At 56.9% G+C, this 19602-nt stretch carries 16 protein-coding genes and 2 tRNA genes; 9 read left to right on the top strand and 9 right to left on the bottom strand.

Annotation, left to right across the window (positions count from 1 at the left end; all coding sequences use genetic code 11):
- Positions 1-9 precede the first annotated feature (9 nt).
- The 3 genes from D5067_RS08625 (at position 10) to D5067_RS08615 (ending at position 3684) form a co-directional block, all read left to right on the top strand.
- Entirely contained in the window at positions 10-1308 is a 1299-nt protein-coding gene (locus tag D5067_RS08625) for a serine hydrolase domain-containing protein (RefSeq protein WP_119938367.1), read from the top strand.
- Between the two features lie 279 nt (positions 1309-1587).
- The gene (locus D5067_RS08620) at positions 1588-2889 is read left to right on the top strand and encodes an MFS transporter (RefSeq protein WP_119938366.1); all 1302 of its coding nucleotides are present in this window, start codon (positions 1588-1590) and stop codon (positions 2887-2889) included.
- Positions 2890-2895: 6 nt separating this feature from the next.
- On the top strand, positions 2896-3684 hold the full coding sequence (locus D5067_RS08615) for a substrate-binding domain-containing protein (protein WP_119938365.1): 789 nt from the start codon (positions 2896-2898) through the stop codon (positions 3682-3684).
- Here D5067_RS08615 and psrA read toward each other — a convergent pair.
- Positions 3656-4558, bottom strand: coding sequence for an L-proline-binding transcription factor PsrA (gene psrA, locus D5067_RS08610; protein ID WP_119938364.1), 903 nt, complete (start codon positions 4556-4558; stop codon positions 3656-3658). The genes D5067_RS08615 and psrA overlap by 29 nt on opposite strands.
- A 313-nt stretch (positions 4559-4871) precedes the next feature.
- On the opposite strand from psrA, the gene mtfA reads away from it, so the two are divergent.
- Positions 4872-5669, top strand: a complete 798-nt coding sequence (gene mtfA / locus D5067_RS08605; RefSeq protein WP_119938363.1) for a DgsA anti-repressor MtfA — start codon at positions 4872-4874, stop codon at positions 5667-5669.
- Positions 5670-5769: 100 nt separating this feature from the next.
- Positions 5770-5845 (top strand) — tRNA-Asn (locus D5067_RS08600).
- Positions 5846-5895: 50 nt separating this feature from the next.
- Here the strand turns inward: D5067_RS08600 and proR are convergent.
- From proR to nac, 4 genes are all read right to left on the bottom strand, one after another.
- The gene (proR, locus tag D5067_RS08595; protein ID WP_119938362.1) at positions 5896-6198 is read right to left on the bottom strand and encodes a transcriptional regulator ProR; all 303 of its coding nucleotides are present in this window, start codon (positions 6196-6198) and stop codon (positions 5896-5898) included.
- Between the two features lie 4 nt (positions 6199-6202).
- Positions 6203-6556, bottom strand: a complete 354-nt coding sequence (locus D5067_RS08590; RefSeq protein ID WP_119938361.1) for a type II toxin-antitoxin system RelE/ParE family toxin — start codon at positions 6554-6556, stop codon at positions 6203-6205.
- A gap of 179 nt (positions 6557-6735) precedes the next feature.
- Positions 6736-7686, bottom strand: coding sequence for an HTH-type transcriptional regulator Cbl (gene cbl, locus D5067_RS08585; RefSeq protein ID WP_119938360.1), 951 nt, complete (start codon positions 7684-7686; stop codon positions 6736-6738).
- A 96-nt stretch (positions 7687-7782) separates the two neighbouring features.
- On the bottom strand, positions 7783-8700 hold the full coding sequence (nac, locus tag D5067_RS08580; protein ID WP_119938359.1) for a nitrogen assimilation transcriptional regulator NAC: 918 nt from the start codon (positions 8698-8700) through the stop codon (positions 7783-7785).
- Between the two features lie 321 nt (positions 8701-9021).
- On the opposite strand from nac, the gene D5067_RS08575 reads away from it, so the two are divergent.
- A tRNA-Asn gene (locus tag D5067_RS08575) sits at positions 9022-9097 on the top strand.
- A gap of 142 nt (positions 9098-9239) precedes the next feature.
- Here D5067_RS08575 and ldtA read toward each other — a convergent pair.
- From ldtA to D5067_RS08560, 3 genes are all read right to left on the bottom strand, one after another.
- Positions 9240-10136: a L,D-transpeptidase gene (gene ldtA / locus D5067_RS08570; RefSeq protein WP_119938357.1), complete on the bottom strand. Its 897-nt coding sequence runs from the start codon at positions 10134-10136 to the stop codon at positions 9240-9242.
- Between the two features lie 111 nt (positions 10137-10247).
- Positions 10248-12941: a cation-transporting P-type ATPase gene (locus D5067_RS08565; RefSeq protein WP_119938356.1), complete on the bottom strand. Its 2694-nt coding sequence runs from the start codon at positions 12939-12941 to the stop codon at positions 10248-10250.
- Positions 12942-12988: 47 nt separating this feature from the next.
- The gene (locus D5067_RS08560; protein WP_119938355.1) at positions 12989-13420 is read right to left on the bottom strand and encodes a universal stress protein; all 432 of its coding nucleotides are present in this window, start codon (positions 13418-13420) and stop codon (positions 12989-12991) included.
- A 395-nt stretch (positions 13421-13815) separates the two neighbouring features.
- Between D5067_RS08560 and D5067_RS08555 the strand changes: the two genes are divergently transcribed.
- From D5067_RS08555 to D5067_RS08545, 3 genes are read left to right on the top strand one after another with little or no spacing between them, the layout of a single operon-like run.
- Positions 13816-14901, top strand: coding sequence for an efflux RND transporter periplasmic adaptor subunit (locus D5067_RS08555; protein WP_210433814.1), 1086 nt, complete (start codon positions 13816-13818; stop codon positions 14899-14901).
- Entirely contained in the window at positions 14901-17963 is a 3063-nt protein-coding gene (locus tag D5067_RS08550; protein ID WP_119938353.1) for an efflux RND transporter permease subunit, read from the top strand. The genes D5067_RS08555 and D5067_RS08550 overlap by 1 nt, the downstream gene beginning before the upstream one ends.
- Positions 17960-18925, top strand: a complete 966-nt coding sequence (locus D5067_RS08545; RefSeq protein ID WP_119938352.1) for an acyltransferase — start codon at positions 17960-17962, stop codon at positions 18923-18925. The genes D5067_RS08550 and D5067_RS08545 overlap by 4 nt, the downstream gene beginning before the upstream one ends.
- Here the strand turns inward: D5067_RS08545 and pagP are convergent.
- On the bottom strand, positions 18922-19497 hold the full coding sequence (gene pagP / locus D5067_RS08540) for a lipid IV(A) palmitoyltransferase PagP (protein ID WP_119938351.1): 576 nt from the start codon (positions 19495-19497) through the stop codon (positions 18922-18924). The genes D5067_RS08545 and pagP overlap by 4 nt on opposite strands.
- Positions 19498-19602 lie beyond the last annotated feature (105 nt).

The following is a 19602-nucleotide window of genomic DNA, read 5'->3' as shown; positions in this document are numbered from 1 at the left end:
GAGATAAACATGAAAAACAAATCGTTAAACCTCACCCTGCTGGCGGGCCTGGTCGTCAGCAGTTTGTTATCCCCTGCGGCCATGGCCGCCTGCGAAGGCACGGACCTGAGCGCCTGCCCTGCACCTTTTGACAGCAAACTCCCGGACGCGCACAGCATGCTCACCTGGAGCCAGGCCGATCGCGTGGTCGGTTTTCGCAACGACTACCGCAACTACGCCGGGGATGTCTTCCGCCACGGCAACGCCACGCCGCTGCTGGCGGCAGAAAAACCGCTGAAGGATGCCCGCTACCGGGTGAACGGTAAGACCTATGACCTTCAGGATTACCTCAAGCGGCAGAACGTCAGCGGCATGCTGGTGTTAAAAGACGGCAAGATCGCCTTTAAATATCTCGGTGAAGGCAACACCGACTCCACGCTCTGGACGTCGCGCTCGGTGGGTAAATCGGTGGTGTCGGCGCTGGTCGGCGTGGCGATAAAAGAGGGCAAAATCCACTCGCTTGACGACCTTATCACCCGGTACGAACCGGATTTAAAAGGCACCGCCTGGGACGGCGTGACGCTGAAACAGCTCATCACCCACACCTCGGGCGTGGCGTGGGATGAGGATTACACCAACCCGAAATCAGACTTCGCCCGGCTCACCGAGTGTGAAGCCCAACCGGGCGCGTACGACTGCGTACGTAAGCTGGTTTCAGGCTTACACCGTGAACACCCGGCCGGAGAACGCTGGTCTTACTCCTCTGGCGGCGCGTGGCTGCTGGGCGACGTGCTGGAACGCGCCACAGGCATGACGCTCGCGGCCTGGCTGGAGCAAAGCATCTGGCAGCCGTACGGCATGGCGAGCGACGGCGTGTGGCACGCCTACAGCAAAGGCCAGCACGACGTGGGCGCCCACGGGTTTAACGCCACGCTGGAGGACTGGGGCCGCTTTGGCGAGTTTATCCGGCATAACGGTACGCTGCCGAACGGCAGACAGATCCTGCCGGAAAACTGGGTGGCAGAATCCTCAGCCTGGACGCACGCCGCGGGCTCAGTGTCTGCGGCCCATCCGAACGGACTGTACGGCTACCAGTGGTGGAACAACGAGGTTCCCGTCAACGCCGCCCGCGTTGAGCCTGCTCCACAGGCCTCTCTGAAGGGTTCCCTCTGGGCGCTGGGGATCTTTGGACAGATGATTATGGTCAATCCGGCGGAAAATCTGACCATCGTCCAGTGGTCAACCTGGCCGCAGGCCGAGCCGTCCTTCAGCGCCCAGCCGCTTGAGGCATCGCTGATGTTTAGCGCCATAGCAAACGCGCTGCGCTAAATTCCCCCGGCCAGGCAACGCAGCGTTTGCCTGGCCTCTCCCTGCATCTCGTCTGCGCCACTTCACAAAATCGTACTATCAGCCACTTAGCATTATCAGGAGAATGAAAGCGCGGCCAATTGTTAAGTTATTGTTACTTATGTAACTCCCTGTCAACGTAGTGTCATTGATGCACGTTATGCATCAGCCGATGTGCTAATTGCGCTTATCTATTTGCCATTCCTGATCCAGTTTTCAAAAACAGACGAGCAAAACGTCAATAATAAACTGGAGATAAACATGGTTTCCGTAACCTCACCTGCAACCGTACGTTCCAGGGCGGGCGCGATACTTCGCGTCACGTCAGGCAACTTCCTTGAGCAATTCGATTTCTTCCTTTTTGGATTTTACGCCACCTACATTGCGCATACCTTTTTCCCGGCAAGCAGTGAGTTTGCGTCACTGATGATGACCTTTGCCGTCTTCGGCGCGGGATTTTTGATGCGTCCGATCGGGGCAATCGTGCTCGGTGCCTATATCGACAAAGTAGGACGCCGCAAGGGGCTGATCGTCACGCTGTCCATCATGGCGGCCGGAACCTTCCTGATCGTGCTGATCCCGTCCTATCAGAGCATTGGCCTGTGGGCGCCGCTGCTGGTTCTGATGGGGCGTTTACTGCAGGGATTCTCCGCCGGGGCCGAGCTCGGCGGCGTGTCTGTTTATCTGGCTGAGATCGCCACGCCGGGTCGCAAGGGCTTTTACACCAGCTGGCAGTCCGGAAGCCAGCAGGTGGCGATTATGATTGCGGCTGCAATGGGCTTTGCGCTTAACGCCCTGATGGAGGAGAGCGCCATTCGGGACTGGGGCTGGCGTATCCCCTTCCTGTTTGGCTGCCTGATTGTGCCCTTTATCTTTTTCCTCCGCCGCAGGCTGGAAGAAACCGAAGTATTTACCGCCCGTCGCCGCCATCTGGCCATGGGTCAGGTGTTCAAAACGCTGCTCGCTAACTGGCAGGTTGTCATCGCCGGCATGCTGATGGTGGCAATGACCACGACAGCGTTTTATCTCATCACCGTATACGCACCGACGTTTGGCAAAAAAGTGCTGATGCTGAGCGCATCGGACAGCCTGCTGGTGACGCTGCTTGTAGCCGTATCAAACTTTATCTGGCTGCCGGTGGGCGGCGCGCTGTCTGACCGGTTTGGACGAAAACCGGTCCTGATTGCCATGACTCTCCTTGCGCTGGCGACGACCTACCCTGCGCTGACGCTGCTGGCAAATGCCCCCAGCTTCTCCATGATGCTGAGCGTCCTGCTGTGGCTCTCTTTCCTTTACGGCCTGTACAACGGCGCGATGATCCCTGCCCTGACGGAAATCATGCCCGCAGAAGTGCGCGTGGCGGGCTTCTCTCTGGCCTACAGCCTGGCAACGGCCGTCTTCGGCGGTTTTACGCCGGTGGTGTCTACCGCATTAATCGAATACACCGGCGACAAAGCCTCTCCGGGCTACTGGATGAGCTTCGCGGCCATCTGCGCCCTGCTGGCGACGCTCTATCTTTATCGCCGCCGCACGTTAGTTTTGCATAACGCGGTAGAGGAGTAGACCGTCATGCTGAACCTCAGAAAATGCGTTGCCCTGCTGGTATGCTCCGCCGTGAGCACCGCCGCTCTCGCTCAGGACGTGACCGTGATGATCTCAGGCGGCTTCAGGGCCGCGCTGGAGAAACTCGCGCCGCAGTATGAAGCAAAAAGCGGCGACAGAATCGTTTTAATATCAGGCCCTTCGATGGGGAAAACCCCGCAGGCCATCCCCGCTCGCCTTGCGAGAGGCGAAAAAGCAGACGTGGTGATTATGGTTGGCGATGCCCTCAGCGCCCTTGACCAGCAGGGCAAGGTTGCGGCGGGCTCCCGCGTTGAGCTTGCAGATTCTCCGATAGGCATGGTCGTCAAAAAAGGCGAGCCCGTACCGGATATCTCCACGACGTCTGCGCTGCGCAAAACGTTGCTGAACGCGTCCTCCGTGGCCTATTCCGACAGCGCAAGCGGCAGGTACGTTGAAAGCCAGCTTTTCCTCAAGCTCGGCATTGAAAATCAGCTGAAGGATAAGGCCCACAGGGTTGAACGTATCCCCGTGGCCTCGGAAGTGTCGAAAGGGAAATACGCGCTGGGCTTTCAGCAGGTCAGCGAACTTCTGCCGGTATCGGGCATTACCTTTGTGGGCGCCTTACCCGGTGAACTGCAGTACATCACGCGCTTTGCCGGCGCGGTCATCGAGGGCGCCGATCGCCCCGAGAAGGGAAAAGCGCTGCTTAGCTTTCTCTCATCGCCCGCCGCCCGCGGGGTCATCACCTCAACGGGCCTGATAGCCGCTACGCCGACACGCGAAACTGGTCTGTGATCAGCGTTTCGAGCTCAACGGCAAGGTAGGACTGAATGCGACCGCTGCGGCGAATCAGCCCAACGGTACGCCTGACCTCAGGGTCGGTGAGGGGGATCGACGTCAGCACAGACTGTTCGGAGCGCGGCATGGACATGGCGGGAACGGCAGCCATGCCGATCCCGGCCTCTACCATCCCCAGCATGGTGGTGACATGGCGCGTTTCACAGATGCTCGGCCGCTCGGGGTGAATATGCCCGAGCCGCTGATCGAGCAGATTGCGGTTGCCTGAGGTTTTATCGAGGCTGATATAATCCTGCTGATAAAAAGCCTGCCAGCTCAGGCTTTTTCTTTTTGCCATCTCGCTATCCCGGCGGCAGGCGGCGACGTAGACATCCTCAATCAGCGGAACAAACTCAAGGTCCGGCTGGAGGCTGCGGGCAAAGCAGATGCCGAAATCCGCCTGCCCGCTGACTACCGCCTCAATAACGTTACCGGCGCTGCTGTCTATCATCTTGATGCGGACGCGGGGGTAGCGCGACCGGAAGCGGCGGATGACATCCGGCATAAAATAGTAGGCTGCCGAGGGAACGGTCGCCACGGTTATCAGCCCCGTGCGTTCCTCACTGACCTTATCAATATCGGCAAGCATCACCTCCACATCCTGAAGAAGCTGCCCGCAGCGCTCGGCAAAGGTTTGGCCATACAGCGTGAGCGTGACGCGCCGGGTCGTTCTGTCGAAAAGCCTGGCTCCGATTGCCGCCTCCAGCTTTTCAATGCGCCGGCTCAGCGCGGACTGCGAAAGGCAAATTGACTCGGCGGCGATACGGAAATTGCCATATTCCAACAGCGCCCGGAAAGCGTAGAGATCGTTAAGGTCAAAATTTACGGGCATAGAATTTACAAGGTCCTTTATGCGCAGGTTAGCCATACGAGCTTTATCATAGCCGCTCGCGTTAAAAACGGAGCAATTCAGCCTCAGGCACGTTTCTGGAACGACATACTTCACAAATTGAAGGAGATACCCGTAAACCTCTATCCACCTGCACGGACATGGTGGTAGTTTATGCGGGCTGGATTCCTCTGAAACAGGCTGTGAATGTCCAAACTTCAGAATACGGATGTCATACTAAAACAGACAGTGAGCTGGCATTTCAACAGACCTGACCTTTCAATTTTGTTCATGTGACGAGTTTGCGAGCAAAGCGATGATTAAGTGGCCCTGGAAATCGAATGAAGCTGGTCGAAATATGGCACTGCCGTGGGAAGAGGCGTTGGCGATCCCCGTGCTGGCCAATCTCCCGCCGGACGATCGGTCAAAACTGATTCAGCTGGCCGATCGCTTCCTGCTGCAAAAACGCCTGGTCCCGCTGCAGGGCTTCGAGCTTGACCCGCTCAAAAACACGCGCATCGCCCTGCTCTTCTGTTTACCCGTGCTTGAACTGGGCCTCGAATGGCTGGACGGCTTCCATGAGGTGCTTATCTACCCGGCTCCGTTCATCGTCGATGACGAATGGGAAGACGATATTGGTCTTGTGCATAGCCAGCGCGTGGTTCAGTCCGGGCAAAGCTGGCAGCAGGGTCCCATCATCCTCAACTGGCTGGATATTCAGGATTCGTTCGATGCGTCAGGTTTTAACCTGATTATTCACGAAGTGGCGCATAAGCTGGACACCCGCAACGGCGACCGCGCCAGCGGCGTACCGCTGATCCCGCTGCGTGAGGTAGCTGGCTGGGAACATGACCTGCATGCCGCGATGGATAACATTCAGGATGAGATTGACCTGGTGGGCGAAAGCGCAGCCAGTATTGATGCCTATGCGGCGACTGACCCCGCCGAGTGTTTCGCGGTGCTGTCGGAGTATTTCTTCAGCGCCCCCGAGCTTTTTGCCCCTCGCTTCCCGGCGCTGTGGCAACGATTTTGCCACTTTTACCAGCAGGACCCGCTGCAGCGTTTACGTAAAAATGGCGAGCACGACGATAATTTATCCGCTCAAGTTCACTAAAACAGCAGTTTGCAGCTTAATTAATCATTTGAATCAGCACGTTAATTTTAGTGTTGACACAAATTAGCGAGGCCATTAACATGCGCCTCGTTCACACGATTCCTCTGTAGTTCAGTCGGTAGAACGGCGGACTGTTAATCCGTATGTCACTGGTTCGAGTCCAGTCAGAGGAGCCAAATTTAAGAAGCCTGCTCAGGAAACTGAGCGGGCTTTTTGCTTTTTGATGTTACAGAACAAATTCGTAGTGAGAACCATCCGGCAGCTCAACATCCATACGCAGCTTTCCCCCCGCAGCCTCAACATAGCGCTTGAGTGAGGAAAGCTTCAGGTCACGTCCCGGCTTTTCCATGACGGCAACGGTCGGCTGCCTGATACCCAGGGCCGCTGCCATTTCTACCTGCGTTTTTTGTACTTTTTCACGCAGCTCTGCAAGATGAATATTAAGCAGAATATCCGCCGCTATTACCTGAGCATCAGCGACGACGTCGGGTTTTTCATCCGCAATAAGCTGTTCCAGCGTTCTGCCCATCGCGTTACTCCTTCTTTGAGAATGCGTTAAGCCAGGCGGCAAATTCCCGGTCTGCAACCTCAAGCATCTCGTCATAAAAACGTCTTTCATTCCCCGCTTTGTTACCGGCACAAAGCACGATGCCGGTACGATTTGGGTCAAAAGCGAAAAATGCCCGCAGGGGTTCGCCCCGGCTTTGAATGCGCAACTCTTTCATGTTGTGAAAACGGGATCCTTTAAGCGTATCGGCAAAGGGCCTGGGCAAGCCCGGCCCTTTCTCCCGCAACACCATAAGCGCACCGAGCACGCTGGCGCGGTCGATATCATTGAGTGAAGTGAACCAGCGATCGAACCTGTCCGTTGTAATAATCGCCCACACGGGACCTCCTTGTGAAATATAGATCAGAAACTATATAGATGTAAAGCTATGGGGGGATTATGCAGACAGGCTATAGGGAGAGCATGTTAAATCATTGAAAAGCTGAAGACGCCTTCAGAAAATTGAGCACGATTCGCAGGCCGGGTCAGGCGAAGCCGCCGCCCGGCACACCGCCGCGGTCAAATCTGATAATCAATCGCCACTTCTTCCGGCTCCATCACCTGACGCTTGATTTCGTCAACTGAGAGCCCCGCGTTGCACAGCTCGATAAAACGCCACACGTAATTGCGCTGCAGCTGACCGCGTTTTAACCCCAGCCATACGGTATTGGCATCGAACAGGTGTCGGGTATCGAGCCGGACGAGATCGCCTACCTCGCGCTCGCCGCCGGACTGCTCGGCCACGAGGCCAATGCCCAGCCCTAGCTCAACGTAGGTTTTGATCACATCGGAGTCCTGCGCACTCAGCACGATATCAGGCGTGAGCCCTTTGCGGTTAAACGCTTCGTCAATGCGTGAACGCCCGGTAATGCCCTGCCGATAGGTAATCAGCGGCCATTTGACGATCTCTTCCAGCGTCAGTGGAGAGACCTGATTCAGCGGGTGATCGACGGGAAGGAGCAAGCTGTGGTGCCAGCGGAACCACGGGAACGCCACCAGCAGGGGGTCGTTGCTCAGGCGCTCGCTGGCGATGCCGATATCTGCCCCACCGTTTTGCAGCAGCACCTCGATCTCCTGCGGCGTCCCCTGGATGAGCTCCAGACGCACTTCCGGGAACAGCTCGCGAAATGCTTTGATCACCGGCGGCAGGCTATAGCGCGCCTGGGTATGGGTGGTGGCGATGGTCAGCACGCCTGACGCATCATTGGTAAAGAGATCCGCCAGACGACGAACGTTGCTGGCCTCGTTGAGGATCCGCTCAGCGATGGTCAGCAGCGCTTTGCCCGGCTCCGTCATGCCAAGCAGGCGCTTGCCGCGACGGATGAAAATCTCAATGCCAAGCTCTTCTTCCAGCTCGCGGATATGGCGGCTGACGCCCGACTGGGAGGTGTAAAGCATGTTGGCGACTTCGGTCAGGTTGTAGTCCCGCCTGGCCGCCTCACGGATAATTTTAAGTTGCTGGAAATTCACGATTCACTCCGGCGCATCTGATATGTCTCTATTGTTAGAGTCAGCAGAGCTGTAGAACAAATAATAAAAACCAGCATCTTATGCTTTTATGGAATATTAACTTACGAGCAGCAGCTCGCGGTTTTCCAGCGACGGCTTGCTCACCAGAGACATCAGAATCTCTTTTACGGCCTGTGCCTGAGGCGACAGCGACCCGCGTGCAGACATGTTAAGCGAGAGCGGCAGGCTCATTGACGGCGTCGTGATGCGGGCCATCCAGCCGTTTGCTGCGCTGCACAGCGAGCGTGCGGCGGATTCAGGCAGCACGGTAACGCCCATTCCGCTGGCGATGGCCGCCGTCAGCGTAGAGATGGAGTCGATTTCACCAATGATTTTGGCCGTCAGGCGGCGCAGGGAGAATGCTTCATCCACGCGCACGCGCACGGCGCTGTAATCACGCGGCAGGAAAAGGTTCATCTCCGCTACGGCGGTGAGGTCAACGCTCTGGCCCGGGCAATCGCGCGTGCCGACCAGATAGAGATCTTCTTTCAGCAGCGGCTGGCTGGTGATCCCGGCAACCGGGGAGCGATCGTAAAGCACCGCCATATCGAGTTGCCCGCTGAGCAATTTGTCATTCAGCACGGAGCCGCTGTTCTCATGCAGATATACCAGCACTTCCGGCAGCTCGGCGCGCACCGCCTGCAGCAGCGGCATGGTAATAGACGATGCTGCCGTTCCCGGCGCCAGGCCGATGGAGACATGCCCGCTCAGCGTCTGCCCCACGTTGTTCACCGCCAGCTGCGCCTGTTCGCACTGGCGAAGGATGGTCCGGGCGTGGGTGTACAAAATTTTGCCTGCTTCGGTCGGCGTTACGCCGCGCTTGGTGCGGATCAGCAGCTGCTGATCCATTTCGCCTTCCAGAGTAGCCACCTGCTGGCTCAGCGCTGGCTGCGCAATATGCAGCACTTCCGCTGCTTGAGTCAGGCTGCCGATATCGACGATTTTTACGAAGTATTTCAGTCGTCTTAAGTTCATTTTGCCCCCTGTTCGAAATGCTGTGCCGGTACTGGCTGTAATTGTTAACAGAGTTTTTGCAATATGAATGCCAGTTTTTCGAAGAGGTCTGATTTGTCTGCTAAGCGCCTGAAAATAAGGAAACCTAATCACGGAAGGGGGTTTTATGAGTGAAACAGCGGTTTATGATCTGCCCCATAAGGGGTATGCCTGCACAATAACGGTGCAATCCGTTGCCAAAAACGCCAGTTTGTTGATTTTGTCAGCAAACGAGCAAAAGGTGTTGATCCACCCTTTGACAAGGCGAACGCAGGTCGATAATATGCGCCCCGTTCACACGATTCCTCTGTAGTTCAGTCGGTAGAACGGCGGACTGTTAATCCGTATGTCACTGGTTCGAGTCCAGTCAGAGGAGCCATATTTAGAAAAGCCTGCTTAAGGAAACTTAAGCAGGCTTTTTGCTTTCCTGCGCAAGGTAAATGCAAAACGGCAACCTTGTTGCCGTTTTTAGTGTTTGCCCCCTCTCCCGTGGGAGAGGGCCGGGGTGAGGGCATCAGCCCTCACATGCCGATCTTAACCGGCATCCCCGACCGACGTTCCAGTTCAGCGCCCGCCCCTTCGTTTATCAGCTGCGTCCGCTGGGTGGCCGAAATGGGCAGCGGTACTTTCTTCGTTGACTCAAACTCCGCGCGGTTACGCGACAGCGGTTCATGGACCTCAAGCCAGCGGCTGCCGTCCGGCTCGGTGGTTGATTTAACCGGCCGATCGATAAGCTGCACGCGCGTCCCGACCGGCACAGTATCAAACAAGTATTTGATATCGTCATTACGCAAACGAATGCAGCCCTGGCTTACGCGCAAACCAATGCCGAAATTCGAGTTAGTGCCATGAATGGCATACAGCCTGCCAATATAGATTGCGTATAGCCCCATCGGGTTGTCCGGCCCGGCAGGCACAAACGCGGGAAGCGTTTTGCCCTCGGCGGCATACGCACGGCGCGTGTTCGCCGTTGGCGACCAGGTTGGCCCTACCTGCTTGCGTTCCACCGCCGTCACCCAGTTGCGCGGCGTTTCGCGCCCGGCCTGACCTATGCCGATAGGCAGAACCTCAACGGTATTGCTACCAGGCGGATAATAGTAAAGGCGCATTTCTGCCACGTTTACGACAATCCCCTCGCGAACCGTGTCTGGCAAAATCAGCTGCTGCGGGATCACAAGCTGGGTACCCGATTTGGGTAAAAAGGGATCCACCCCCGGATTGGCCTCAAGCATATTACTCAGCCCCAGCCCGTACTTAGCGGCAAAAGCCTCGAGCGGCAGCGTATTGCCTTCTGGAACAGTAAAGGTCGTTGGCACGCCCACCAGGCGGCTTCCGTCAGGGGGCAGCGGATATGTTACCGCCAGTGCACTGTGGGTGAATGCGGCAAGGGCCAGCGCGAGCAAAGGTAGACGAAGCATAATTTCCCTATCATTGAGCAGAAGATATACAGGGTAACTATAACCTACCTTCAGAAAAGTCCCACAAAGAGAAAAGCCTGCGGTTAAGCAGGCTTTTTCATTTAAACGCTGTTACGCGTCGGTTTTACGCCATCTGCGCGTCAGCACTTTTTCCACCTCGACGATCAGGAACATCACGAACCCCACCAGCAGGGTGATGATCCAGTAGCGGAACGGCAGCGCTTCGGTGCCAAACAGCATCTGCATGAACGGTGCGTAGATGATCAGAAGCTGCAATACCAGCAGCACGCCGCTCACCACCCAGATCCCTTTATTCGCCAGCAGCCCTCTGCTCAGGGAGAAACCGTCGGTCACGCGGCAGTTGAGCATATAGAACCACTGCGCCGTTACCAGGGTTTGCAGCAGCACGGTGCGAATAAACTCCGGCGAGTAGCCGCGCGGCTGTAGCCAGGCCTCCAGCACAAAGGCGCTGATGGCAATCATCAGGCCGACGAACGCAACGCGCCAGATGGCGTATCCGTCCATCACGTGCAGATTCGCCTTACGCGGCGGCCTGTTCATGATGTTCTTCTCACCTGCCTCAAACGCCAGCCCAAACGACAGCGTTGCCGATGTCGCCATGTTCATCCACAGGATGAGCACCGGCGTTAAGGGGATCAGGTTACCCGCCAGCAGCGCAATGATGATCAGTAAAGCCTGAGCGATGTTGCTCGGGATAACGAACAAAATGGTCTTTTTCAGGTTGTCATAAACCCGACGCCCTTCGTGTACCGCGCTGGCAATGGTGGCGAAGTTGTCATCCGTTAGCACCATATCGGCGGCTTCCTTGGTGACCTCGGTACCCTTTATCCCCATGGCGATGCCGACATCCGCCCGCTTGAGCGCCGGGGCATCGTTCACGCCGTCGCCGGTCATTCCCACCACTTCCTGCCGGCTTTGCAGCGCCTGCACCAGGCGGAATTTATCTTCCGGGCTGGTTCGCGCAAAGATATCGTATTTTTGCGCCGCCTCGCTCAGCTGATGGTCGTCCATCGCCTCCAGCTCGCGGCCGGTGATGGCGCTGGCGGCATTGCCAATCCCCAGCATCTGTCCAATACTCATGGCCGTTTGCGGGTGGTCGCCGGTGATCATCTTCACGCGAATACCGGCCTGCAGGCAGTCGGCAATGGCGGTGATGGCTTCCGGACGCGGAGGATCCATCATGCCGGCAATCCCGAGCAGAATGACGCCATCCTGCAGGTCCGGATGATCCAGCTCGCGCTGCCCGTCATAGGCCGGTTTCCAGGCCGCCGCCACCATGCGCAGCCCCTCTCGGGCGTACTCTTCAATCTTGCTTTCCCAGTAGGGCTGATCGAAGGGCTGCAGCCCTGCATTCGTCTGCTGGAACTGGCAGAGGCGGAACAGAACGTCCGGCGCGCCGGTAATGAGAATCACCTCTTCGTCGCCAAGACGGTACAGCGTAGACATATATTTGTATTGCGAATCGAACGGGATCTTACTGCGCATCTCTGCATTGACCGCAGGCAGCGGAATTTTTGCCGCTAGCACCTTCAGCGCCCCTTCCGTCGGCCCGCCGGTAATTTTCCACAGCCCCTGATCGTCTTTCATCAGCTGGCTGTCGTTACAGAGGTCAATGGTGCGCAGGTAGCGCTCCAGCACCGATCCGTGGGTGACGGTGACGGGCGTTGGGTCATCAATAGGGTGAATATTCCCCACCGGCTCGTAGCTGTCTCCCTCCACGCGGTAGGTGGTGTCTGCGGTAATCACCGCCTTGACCGTCATTTCGTTCATGGTCAGGGTGCCGGTTTTATCCGAGCAGATTACCGTCATTGCGCCCAGGGTTTCCACGGTGGGAAGCTTGCGGATAATGGCCTTCCGACGCGCCATGGCCTGCACGCCAAGCGAGAGGATAATAGAGATAATAGCCGGGAGCCCTTCCGGTACCGCGGCCACCGCAAGGCTTATCAGCGACAGCACCAGCTCAGACACCGGCATGTCGCGGAAGATGAGGCTGAAGACAAACAGCGCCACCATCATCACCATAATGGTGATAAAGATCGTTTTGCCGAGCTTGTCCATCTGCACCATCAGCGGCGTGCGGTGCTTTTCGATGTCCGACATCATCTGGTTAATATGGCCAAGCTCCGTGTCGCCACCGGTGGCCACCACCAGCCCTTTCCCGCCCCCGGAGCTGACCGTCGTCCCCGAGTAGAGAAGGTTATAACGGTCGCCCAGGGGCAATTCACCGTTCAGGGCGTCGGTATTTTTCTCAACAACGGTCGATTCCCCGGTGAGGATGGCCTCTTCAACGCGGAGGTTATGCGCTTCAATCACGCGCAGATCTGCAGGAATGCGGTCCCCGGCGCGGATCACCACAACATCGCCCGGCACCAGGGCCGTGGTAGGCACCGTTTCATGGCTGCCTTGTCGCACCACCACCGCCTCGCTCGAGAGCATATTGCGAATGCTTTGCAGCGATTTCTCCGCATTGCTCTCCTGAATGTGACCAATCAGGGCGTTGATGACGGCCACGCCGAGGATCACGAACATATCGATCCAGTGGCCCATGATCAGCTTGAGCAGCGCGGCGGCCAGCAGAACGTAAATCAGCACATCGTTAAAATGGGCCAAAAAGCGCAGCCAGGCGGGCTTGCCCGGCTTTTGCGGTAATGCGTTTTCACCATATTGCTGCAGCCGGGCCGATGCCTCAGCGCTGCTCAGTCCGTCCACGGTGGAATGAATATTTTCCAGGGTTTCATCAACGGTCTGCTGATAATACGGACGGTCAGGTTTTTCTGTTTTCATCGTTCCTTCCTCAGGTTCTTTTCAGAAATCACCTTGCTTTCATGCAATTAACGAATAACGAAAACAGGAACATGCGCGTAACGAACGATACTCGCCGCCTCTGAGCCTAATAAATGGGTTTGAATATTCGGGTTTCGTGAACCGACAATAATCGCCCCGGCAGCAAGCTCATCCGCCAGCTTAATCACCTCATCGCGGATGTTGCCGCTGCGAACGTGCAGATGAACATGCTCTTCCGGCAGGTTTAGCTTTTTAACGAGGGCGGCGAGTTTTTCTTTCGAATTATTAATCATATATTCATCCATCTTTCGCGCATCTGAAATAAAACCCCGCGTCAGTTCGGCTGAAAATTTTGGCATAACGTGCAGCAGATGAATCTCACCCGACGCGCTTTGCGCGAGGAACTGCGCGTGCTGCAGCGCTTTGTCAGCCAGACTTGGCTCGTAGACATCCACCGGAACGAGAATATTTTTATACATATCGAGCATCCTTTTTATAACCAATTTGATTGTGAGCGGAGCAAAAAATGCCTTAAATGCAGGGGTTTGCCCTTAATGCCAGTGACGGAAAAAAGAGATGAATGATATTAAACGTAGCACAGGAAAATCAGGATTAGCGCTTCCCCACTGATTATGGCTATTTAACATTTATCTTTTCTCCAACTATGCTCATAGTCAGACACCGATTACGGCTCATGGAGGAATGTATGTATGGTTTAAGCCTGATCCGACTGGCTATGTTTATTGCGCTTGCCATTATCGCCAGCACGGCGATTGGTCTATTTACCTATATGGTCGTCACTGTTCTGGCAGAATAGCATCACCCCTGCCATCGTTATGGAATAAATAAAACGGTTATTTATTAGGGGAATACAGTGAACCGCTACCTCTCTCTTTTGCCCTTGGTTATTTTGACACTCACAGCGTGTGACCCGAAACCGGAGCAAAACGCCCCCCAGCCGCGAATGGTTAAAGTGGCGGAGGTGACTGCACCCGGCAATGCACAGCAGCGCGTTTTCCCCGCACGTATTGAATCAGGTGATGCCACCGACCTCGCGTTTAAGCGCGCCGGGCAGATTGAAGCGCTCGATATCCGCCAGGGTGTCGCCATCAGGCAGGGGCAGCAGCTGGCCAGGCTGAACGCCCGCGAGGCCCAGCAGCGGGTTAACGACAGACAGACGGCCGCAACGTTGGCGCAACGGCAGTTCGATCGCTTCCAGACGCTCGCGGGCCGTCAGGCCATTTCAAAAGCCGAGATGGACGTTCAGCGGGCGACCCGCGACTCGGCGAATGCGGCGCTGCAAATTGCCCGTGAAGAGTTGAACCAGATGACGCTCGTCGCCCCTTTTAGCGGGACGGCGGCCAGCGTGCACGTGCGCAACCATCAGGTTGTTTCCGCCGGTCAGCCGATTGCGACTCTGACCCGCACCGACCTGCTGGACGTGGTGTTCAACATTCCAGAGAACCTGTTTAAAACCCTCGATATCCGCAACGCGCAGTATCGCCCTGTCGTGAGGATTAACGCCTTTCCGGACCGCGAGTTTACCGCCGTCTACAAGGAGCATTCGGGCAGCAGCGACAGCAACACGCTGACCTGGCAGGTGATCCTCACTATGCCGCGGCCGGATGACTTTCCCGCCGTGGGCGGCGTCAGCGGCACGGTAACCATCAACCTGACGAACCTTCCCGCCGGTGCCGGCAGCCAGGCGCTGGTAGTGCCGGTCGAGGCCGTTTTCAATCCGAATAACAGCCCGCGCAATGAGCCGCACGTCTGGGTGGTCGTGGGCGAAGGCGATGCGCTTCACCTGGAAGATCGCAAGGTCAGCGTGGGGCAAGTGAGCACCGAGGGCGTGGTGATCGCCAGCGGCCTGAAGGCAGGGGAACGCGTCGTGGCGGCGGGCGTTGGCGAGCTTCACGCCAACCAGCCGGTGCGCATCTGGACGCGCGAGCGGGGACTGTAATGGACATCTCTCGCCAGTTTATTAATAACCCCATTCGCGTCTGGCTGACCATTCTGCTGCTCGGCGTCGGCGGCATATTTGCGCTGCTGAATATTGGCAGGCTGGAAGATCCGGCCTTTACCATCAAAACCGCGGTGGTCATAACCCATTATCCCGGCGCGTCGGCGCAGCAGGTTGAGGAAGAGGTCACGCTGCCGCTGGAGAATGCGCTACAGCAGCTTCCCTATCTGGATAACGTCAGCTCAATCTCCTCCAACGGCCTGTCGCAAATCACCGTGAATATTGCCTCACGCTATCATTCGAACGAGCTGCCGCAAATTTGGGATGAGCTGCGCCGACGGGTTGGCGATGCCTCGCGTCAGTTCCCGCCCGGCGTCGTTACGCCCTTCGTGAATGACGATTTTGGCGACGTGTTCGGCTTTTTCTTCGCCATTTCCGGGGACGAATTCAGCAACCCTGAACTGGTGAGATACGCCGAGCAGCTGCGCCGCGAGCTGGTCCTGGTGCCCGGCGTGGGCAAAGTGGCTATCGGTGGCGCCATTACCCAGCAGATAAACATCGATATTTCGCTGACCAAGATGGCCGCGCGCGGCATTACGCTGAACCAGCTTTCCGCCCTGCTCAGCAGGCTGAACGTGGTCTCCAGCGCGGGAGAAATTACCTCCGGGACCGAGTCTATCCGCCTGCACCCGACGGGCGAGTTTGAGAACATCGACGAGCTGGCGGATCTGATTATCACGCCGTCCGGCACCGGGGCGGCGACGCGGCTGCGCGACATCGCGACCCTCTCGCGTGGGCTAAACGAATCCCCTGCCAGTATCTACCACGCCAACGGCAGGAAAGCCGTCACCATGGGCGTCTCGTTTATTCCCGGCGTCAACGTTATCGACGTGGGCCACGCGCTGGAGGCGAAGCTAAGCCAGATGTCAGCGGAGAAACCGGCGGGGATTCATATCGATCTGTTTTACGATCAGGCCGCCGAAGTGGGCCACTCCGTTAACGGTTTTATCATTAACTTCCTGATGGCGCTGGCCATCGTCATCGGCGTGCTGCTGATCTTCATGGGCGTGCGCAGCGGGATCATCATCGCGTTCTCCCTCGCGCTCAACGTGCTGGGTACGCTGCTGATTATGTATCTGTGGGGCATTGAGCTGCAGCGCATCTCGCTCGGGGCGCTGATTATCGCCCTCAGCATGCTGGTGGACAACGCCATCGTGATTGTCGAAGGGGTGCTGATTGCCCGCCAGCAGGGCTCTCCGCTGTTAACCGCCGTTAACTACATCATCCGCCGCTCCGCCCTGCCGCTGCTGGGGGCGACGGTGATTGCGATCCTGGCGTTTGCGCCTATCGGGCTGTCCCAGGATTCCACCGGCGAGTACTGTAAATCGCTGTTCCAGGTGCTGCTGATTTCCCTGATGCTAAGCTGGTTCTCCGCGCTCACCATCACCCCGGTGCTGATCAAGTGGTGGCTGTTTAAAAACGACGACGAGCCCGAGAAAACCGCCGAGTCAGATCCCTACGACAAACGGCTCTATCGCCTCTACCAGCACCTGCTTAATACCCTGCTGCGCCGTAAAGCGCCGACGCTAGTTGTGATGGCGGCGCTGCTGGCGGCGGCCATCTGGGGCTTTGGCTCCGTACGGCAAAACTTCTTCCCCTCGTCCAACACGCCAATTTTCTTTGTCGACCTCTGGTTACCCTACGGTACCGATATTAAATGGACCGAGAAGATGACCAGCGATATCGAAAAGACCCTCAACGGCCGGCCGGGCGTTGAAACCACCGTCTCGACCATAGGCCAGGGGAGCATGCGGTTTATTCTGACCTACAGCGGGCAGCGCCAGTACAGCAACTACGCGCAAATCATGGTGAGGATGGACGACCAGCGCAACATTTCGGCCCTGGCGCGCCACGTGGATGAGTACATTGCGCGCAACTACCCGCAGGTCAATGCCAGCACTAAACGCGTCATGTTTGGCCCGTCCGGAGATAGCGCCATTGAGGTACGCATTAAGGGACCGGACCCCGATCGACTGCGCCTGATTGCCAGCCAGGTCGACGATATCCTGAGCCGCGACCCGGCCACCGACAGCGTCAGAAACGACTGGCAGAACCGCAGCAAAGTTATCCGCCCGCAGTACGTGACTGCACTTGGACGCGAGCTTGGGGTGGATAAACAGGATGTCGATAACGCGCTGGAGATGAACTTCTCCGGCAGCCGGGCGGGGCTGTACCGGGAAGGGAGCGACCTGCTGCCCGTGGTGGTGCGCCCGCCGGAAAGCGAGCGTCTTGACGCTAACCATCTTAATAACGTGCTGGTCTGGAGCCAGACGCGCCAGCAGTACATTCCGCTCAGCAACGTGGTGAGCCGCTTCTCGCTGGAGTGGGAGGATCCGCTTATTCTGCGCCGCGACCGCTCGCGGGTGCTGACCGTGCAGTCCGATCCCGACCCGCTGAGCCAGCAAACGTCTGGCGATATTCTCGCCCGCGTGAAGCCGCAAATTGACGCCCTCACCCTGCCCCACGGCTATAGCATTGAGTGGGGAGGCGATGCTGAGAGCTCCAGCGAAGCGCAGCAGGGGGTATTCAGCACGCTGCCGATTGGCTATCTGGTGATGTTCGTGATTACGGTGCTGATGTTCAGCTCGGTGAAAAACGCCGTCGCCATCTGGCTGACCGTGCCGCTGGCGCTGATCGGCGTCACGCCCGGCTTTTTACTCACCGGGATCCCGTTTGGCTTTATGGCGTTGATTGGTCTGCTGAGCCTGAGCGGAATGCTAATCCGTAACGGTATCGTGCTGGTGGAGGAGATCGAACAGCAAAAAGTGCACAAAGATCAGCATGAGGCGATTATCTACGCGGCCACCTCGCGCCTGCGCCCTATCCTGCTCACCGCGTTCACCACCGTACTGGGTCTCGCCCCCCTCCTGCTGGATGTTTTCTTCCAGAGCATGGCCGTTGTGATTATGTTTGGACTTGGGTTTGCTACAATCCTGACGCTGCTGGTACTTCCCGTGATATATGCGTGCTTCCATCGTAAGGACAAAGCGGAACAACAATGAATGCGACAGGACTGAACATCATCAAGACGCTGGGCTGTATGACGGCGGTTACCTTCTTCACCATCTACAACACCTGGGATCGCTATGATTATGACTATCACTGGATCCTGGGGTTTTTAACCTTTATATCGACCATCGCCACGCCGCTGTTTTTTGTGGTCTCAGGCTATCTTGACGGGCAGTCCCGGCACGGCACCCGCTGGCAGCTGGGCAAAATCAAAAGCCTGATCATCGTCTTTCTGTTCTGGGTTACGATTTACTACCTGTGGGAGCCGTATCAGCGCGGGTATTTGATCCAGCCATGGTTCGTGTTCGCCTTTATCGTAATTTATACCTTCCACCCGGCGGTGGAATGGCTCAGCCAGCGGCGCACCCTGTTCTGCGGCGCGATCGCCGCCCTGCTGCTGTTCTCATACGGGTACGATCTGCTCTCAGCGATCTATCCTGAGACCCACGTGCTGTCGCTTTCGCCGCAGTATCGCCTGTGGACGTGGCTGCTGTTTTACCTGACGGGGCAGCTGTTCTGCGATCCCAAAATCGCGGAGTGGATAAGCCGCAAAAATGTGGTCAGGGCGGCGGTTGTCGCCATCCCGTTTATCTATCTCTTCACCTGGTTCTACGAGCGCCACTTCTTTTTCGCCCTGTTCAAGGCGGACAGAAACGCCTTTATCCTCACCGGCTCGCAGATCTACATTCTGATTATTGCGCTGGTGATTGCGGCAAACGGCGTGCGCTTTCGCCGCAACGCCGAGTTCAAAGAGTCCATCCTGGCGGCCATCAGCAAAACGATGACCGGCGTTTATATTGTGCACTACTCGGTTTTTCACCTGCTGACGGCGCTGATTCCGGTGACCTCTCTCGGCGTAAAGCTAACGCTGATCGTGCTCACCTTCATCACTTCCGTGCTGTTCTCCCTGCTCGTGCTGTCTAACGCGGTGGCCAAAAAGGTGATAACCCTTTAGAAGCCCAGGCGCAGCCAGGCGAAGAGCACGTTGCCGTTGTTATAGGTGCCGGGAATATAGGTGAACTGGACGGTGACGCGCTTATACCCGGCAGAGAACAGCGGGAAGATAAACGGCAGCGGCACGTAGTTTGCGAAGTCGTCGCGCGCCGTGATGCCCGCTGCGGCTCCCAGCCCCAGGCGGAAGTCTTTGGCGTTATCCAGGTACCAGCCTTTCTCCCAGCCGTAGCCCATCGCCGGCTGCCATTCATTGTGCGAATCTTTAAACATCATGGCGAAGAGCGCGCTCCAGTTCCCCTCTTCGTTATAGCGGGATACGCCCAGCCCGCCGCCCCACGGCATTTCGTTGTATTTGTCGGTTTTCTCTTTGTCATACATAAAGCGGGCGTGCCAGCTCAGGAACGGCAGGTACAGATCGTAACGTTCCGGCTGCTCCCAGGTTTGCGAAATATCGTCCGTCAGGCTGTCCCACCAGCGGCTTATACGCTGTTCGCCATAGACTTTGGGCTCCGCATGAAGCGGTGCGACGAATAAAAACAGGACAATCCAGAATGATGAAAAGGCGCGTTGCATAGTTATTCCCTCAGCTTAAGTCACGCAGCGGTCACTATTACTGTAAACCATTCAGCACTAACCGGAGCCAAACAAACATAATTATATCGGTGCAGGTGGAGATGA

Source organism: Enterobacter huaxiensis (assembly GCF_003594935.2).
Taxonomy (GTDB): Bacteria; Pseudomonadota; Gammaproteobacteria; order Enterobacterales; family Enterobacteriaceae; genus Enterobacter; species Enterobacter huaxiensis.
This window is presented reverse-complemented; position numbering and strand designations above follow the sequence as displayed.

What these genes read in the sequence shown, in the direction of transcription:
- psrA (WP_119938364.1), bottom strand. Translation starts at nt 4,558, where the DNA reads ATGCCCGTAAATTTTGACCTTAACGATCTCTACGCTTTCCGGGCGCTG.
- D5067_RS08565 (WP_119938356.1), bottom strand. Translation starts at nt 12,941, where the DNA reads ATGAAAACAGAAAAACCTGACCGTCCGTATTATCAGCAGACCGTTGAT.
- nac (WP_119938359.1), bottom strand. Translation starts at nt 8,700, where the DNA reads ATGAACTTAAGACGACTGAAATACTTCGTAAAAATCGTCGATATCGGC.
- D5067_RS08550 (WP_119938353.1), top strand. Translation starts at nt 14,901, where the DNA reads ATGGACATCTCTCGCCAGTTTATTAATAACCCCATTCGCGTCTGGCTG.
- D5067_RS08545 (WP_119938352.1), top strand. Translation starts at nt 17,960, where the DNA reads ATGAATGCGACAGGACTGAACATCATCAAGACGCTGGGCTGTATGACG.
- D5067_RS08620 (WP_119938366.1), top strand. Translation starts at nt 1,588, where the DNA reads ATGGTTTCCGTAACCTCACCTGCAACCGTACGTTCCAGGGCGGGCGCG.
- D5067_RS08615 (WP_119938365.1), top strand. Translation starts at nt 2,896, where the DNA reads ATGCTGAACCTCAGAAAATGCGTTGCCCTGCTGGTATGCTCCGCCGTG.
- mtfA (WP_119938363.1), top strand. Translation starts at nt 4,872, where the DNA reads ATGATTAAGTGGCCCTGGAAATCGAATGAAGCTGGTCGAAATATGGCA.
- pagP (WP_119938351.1), bottom strand. Translation starts at nt 19,497, where the DNA reads ATGCAACGCGCCTTTTCATCATTCTGGATTGTCCTGTTTTTATTCGTC.
- proR (WP_119938362.1), bottom strand. Translation starts at nt 6,198, where the DNA reads ATGGGCAGAACGCTGGAACAGCTTATTGCGGATGAAAAACCCGACGTC.
- D5067_RS08560 (WP_119938355.1), bottom strand. Translation starts at nt 13,420, where the DNA reads ATGTATAAAAATATTCTCGTTCCGGTGGATGTCTACGAGCCAAGTCTG.
- ldtA (WP_119938357.1), bottom strand. Translation starts at nt 10,136, where the DNA reads ATGCTTCGTCTACCTTTGCTCGCGCTGGCCCTTGCCGCATTCACCCAC.
- D5067_RS08625 (WP_119938367.1), top strand. Translation starts at nt 10, where the DNA reads ATGAAAAACAAATCGTTAAACCTCACCCTGCTGGCGGGCCTGGTCGTC.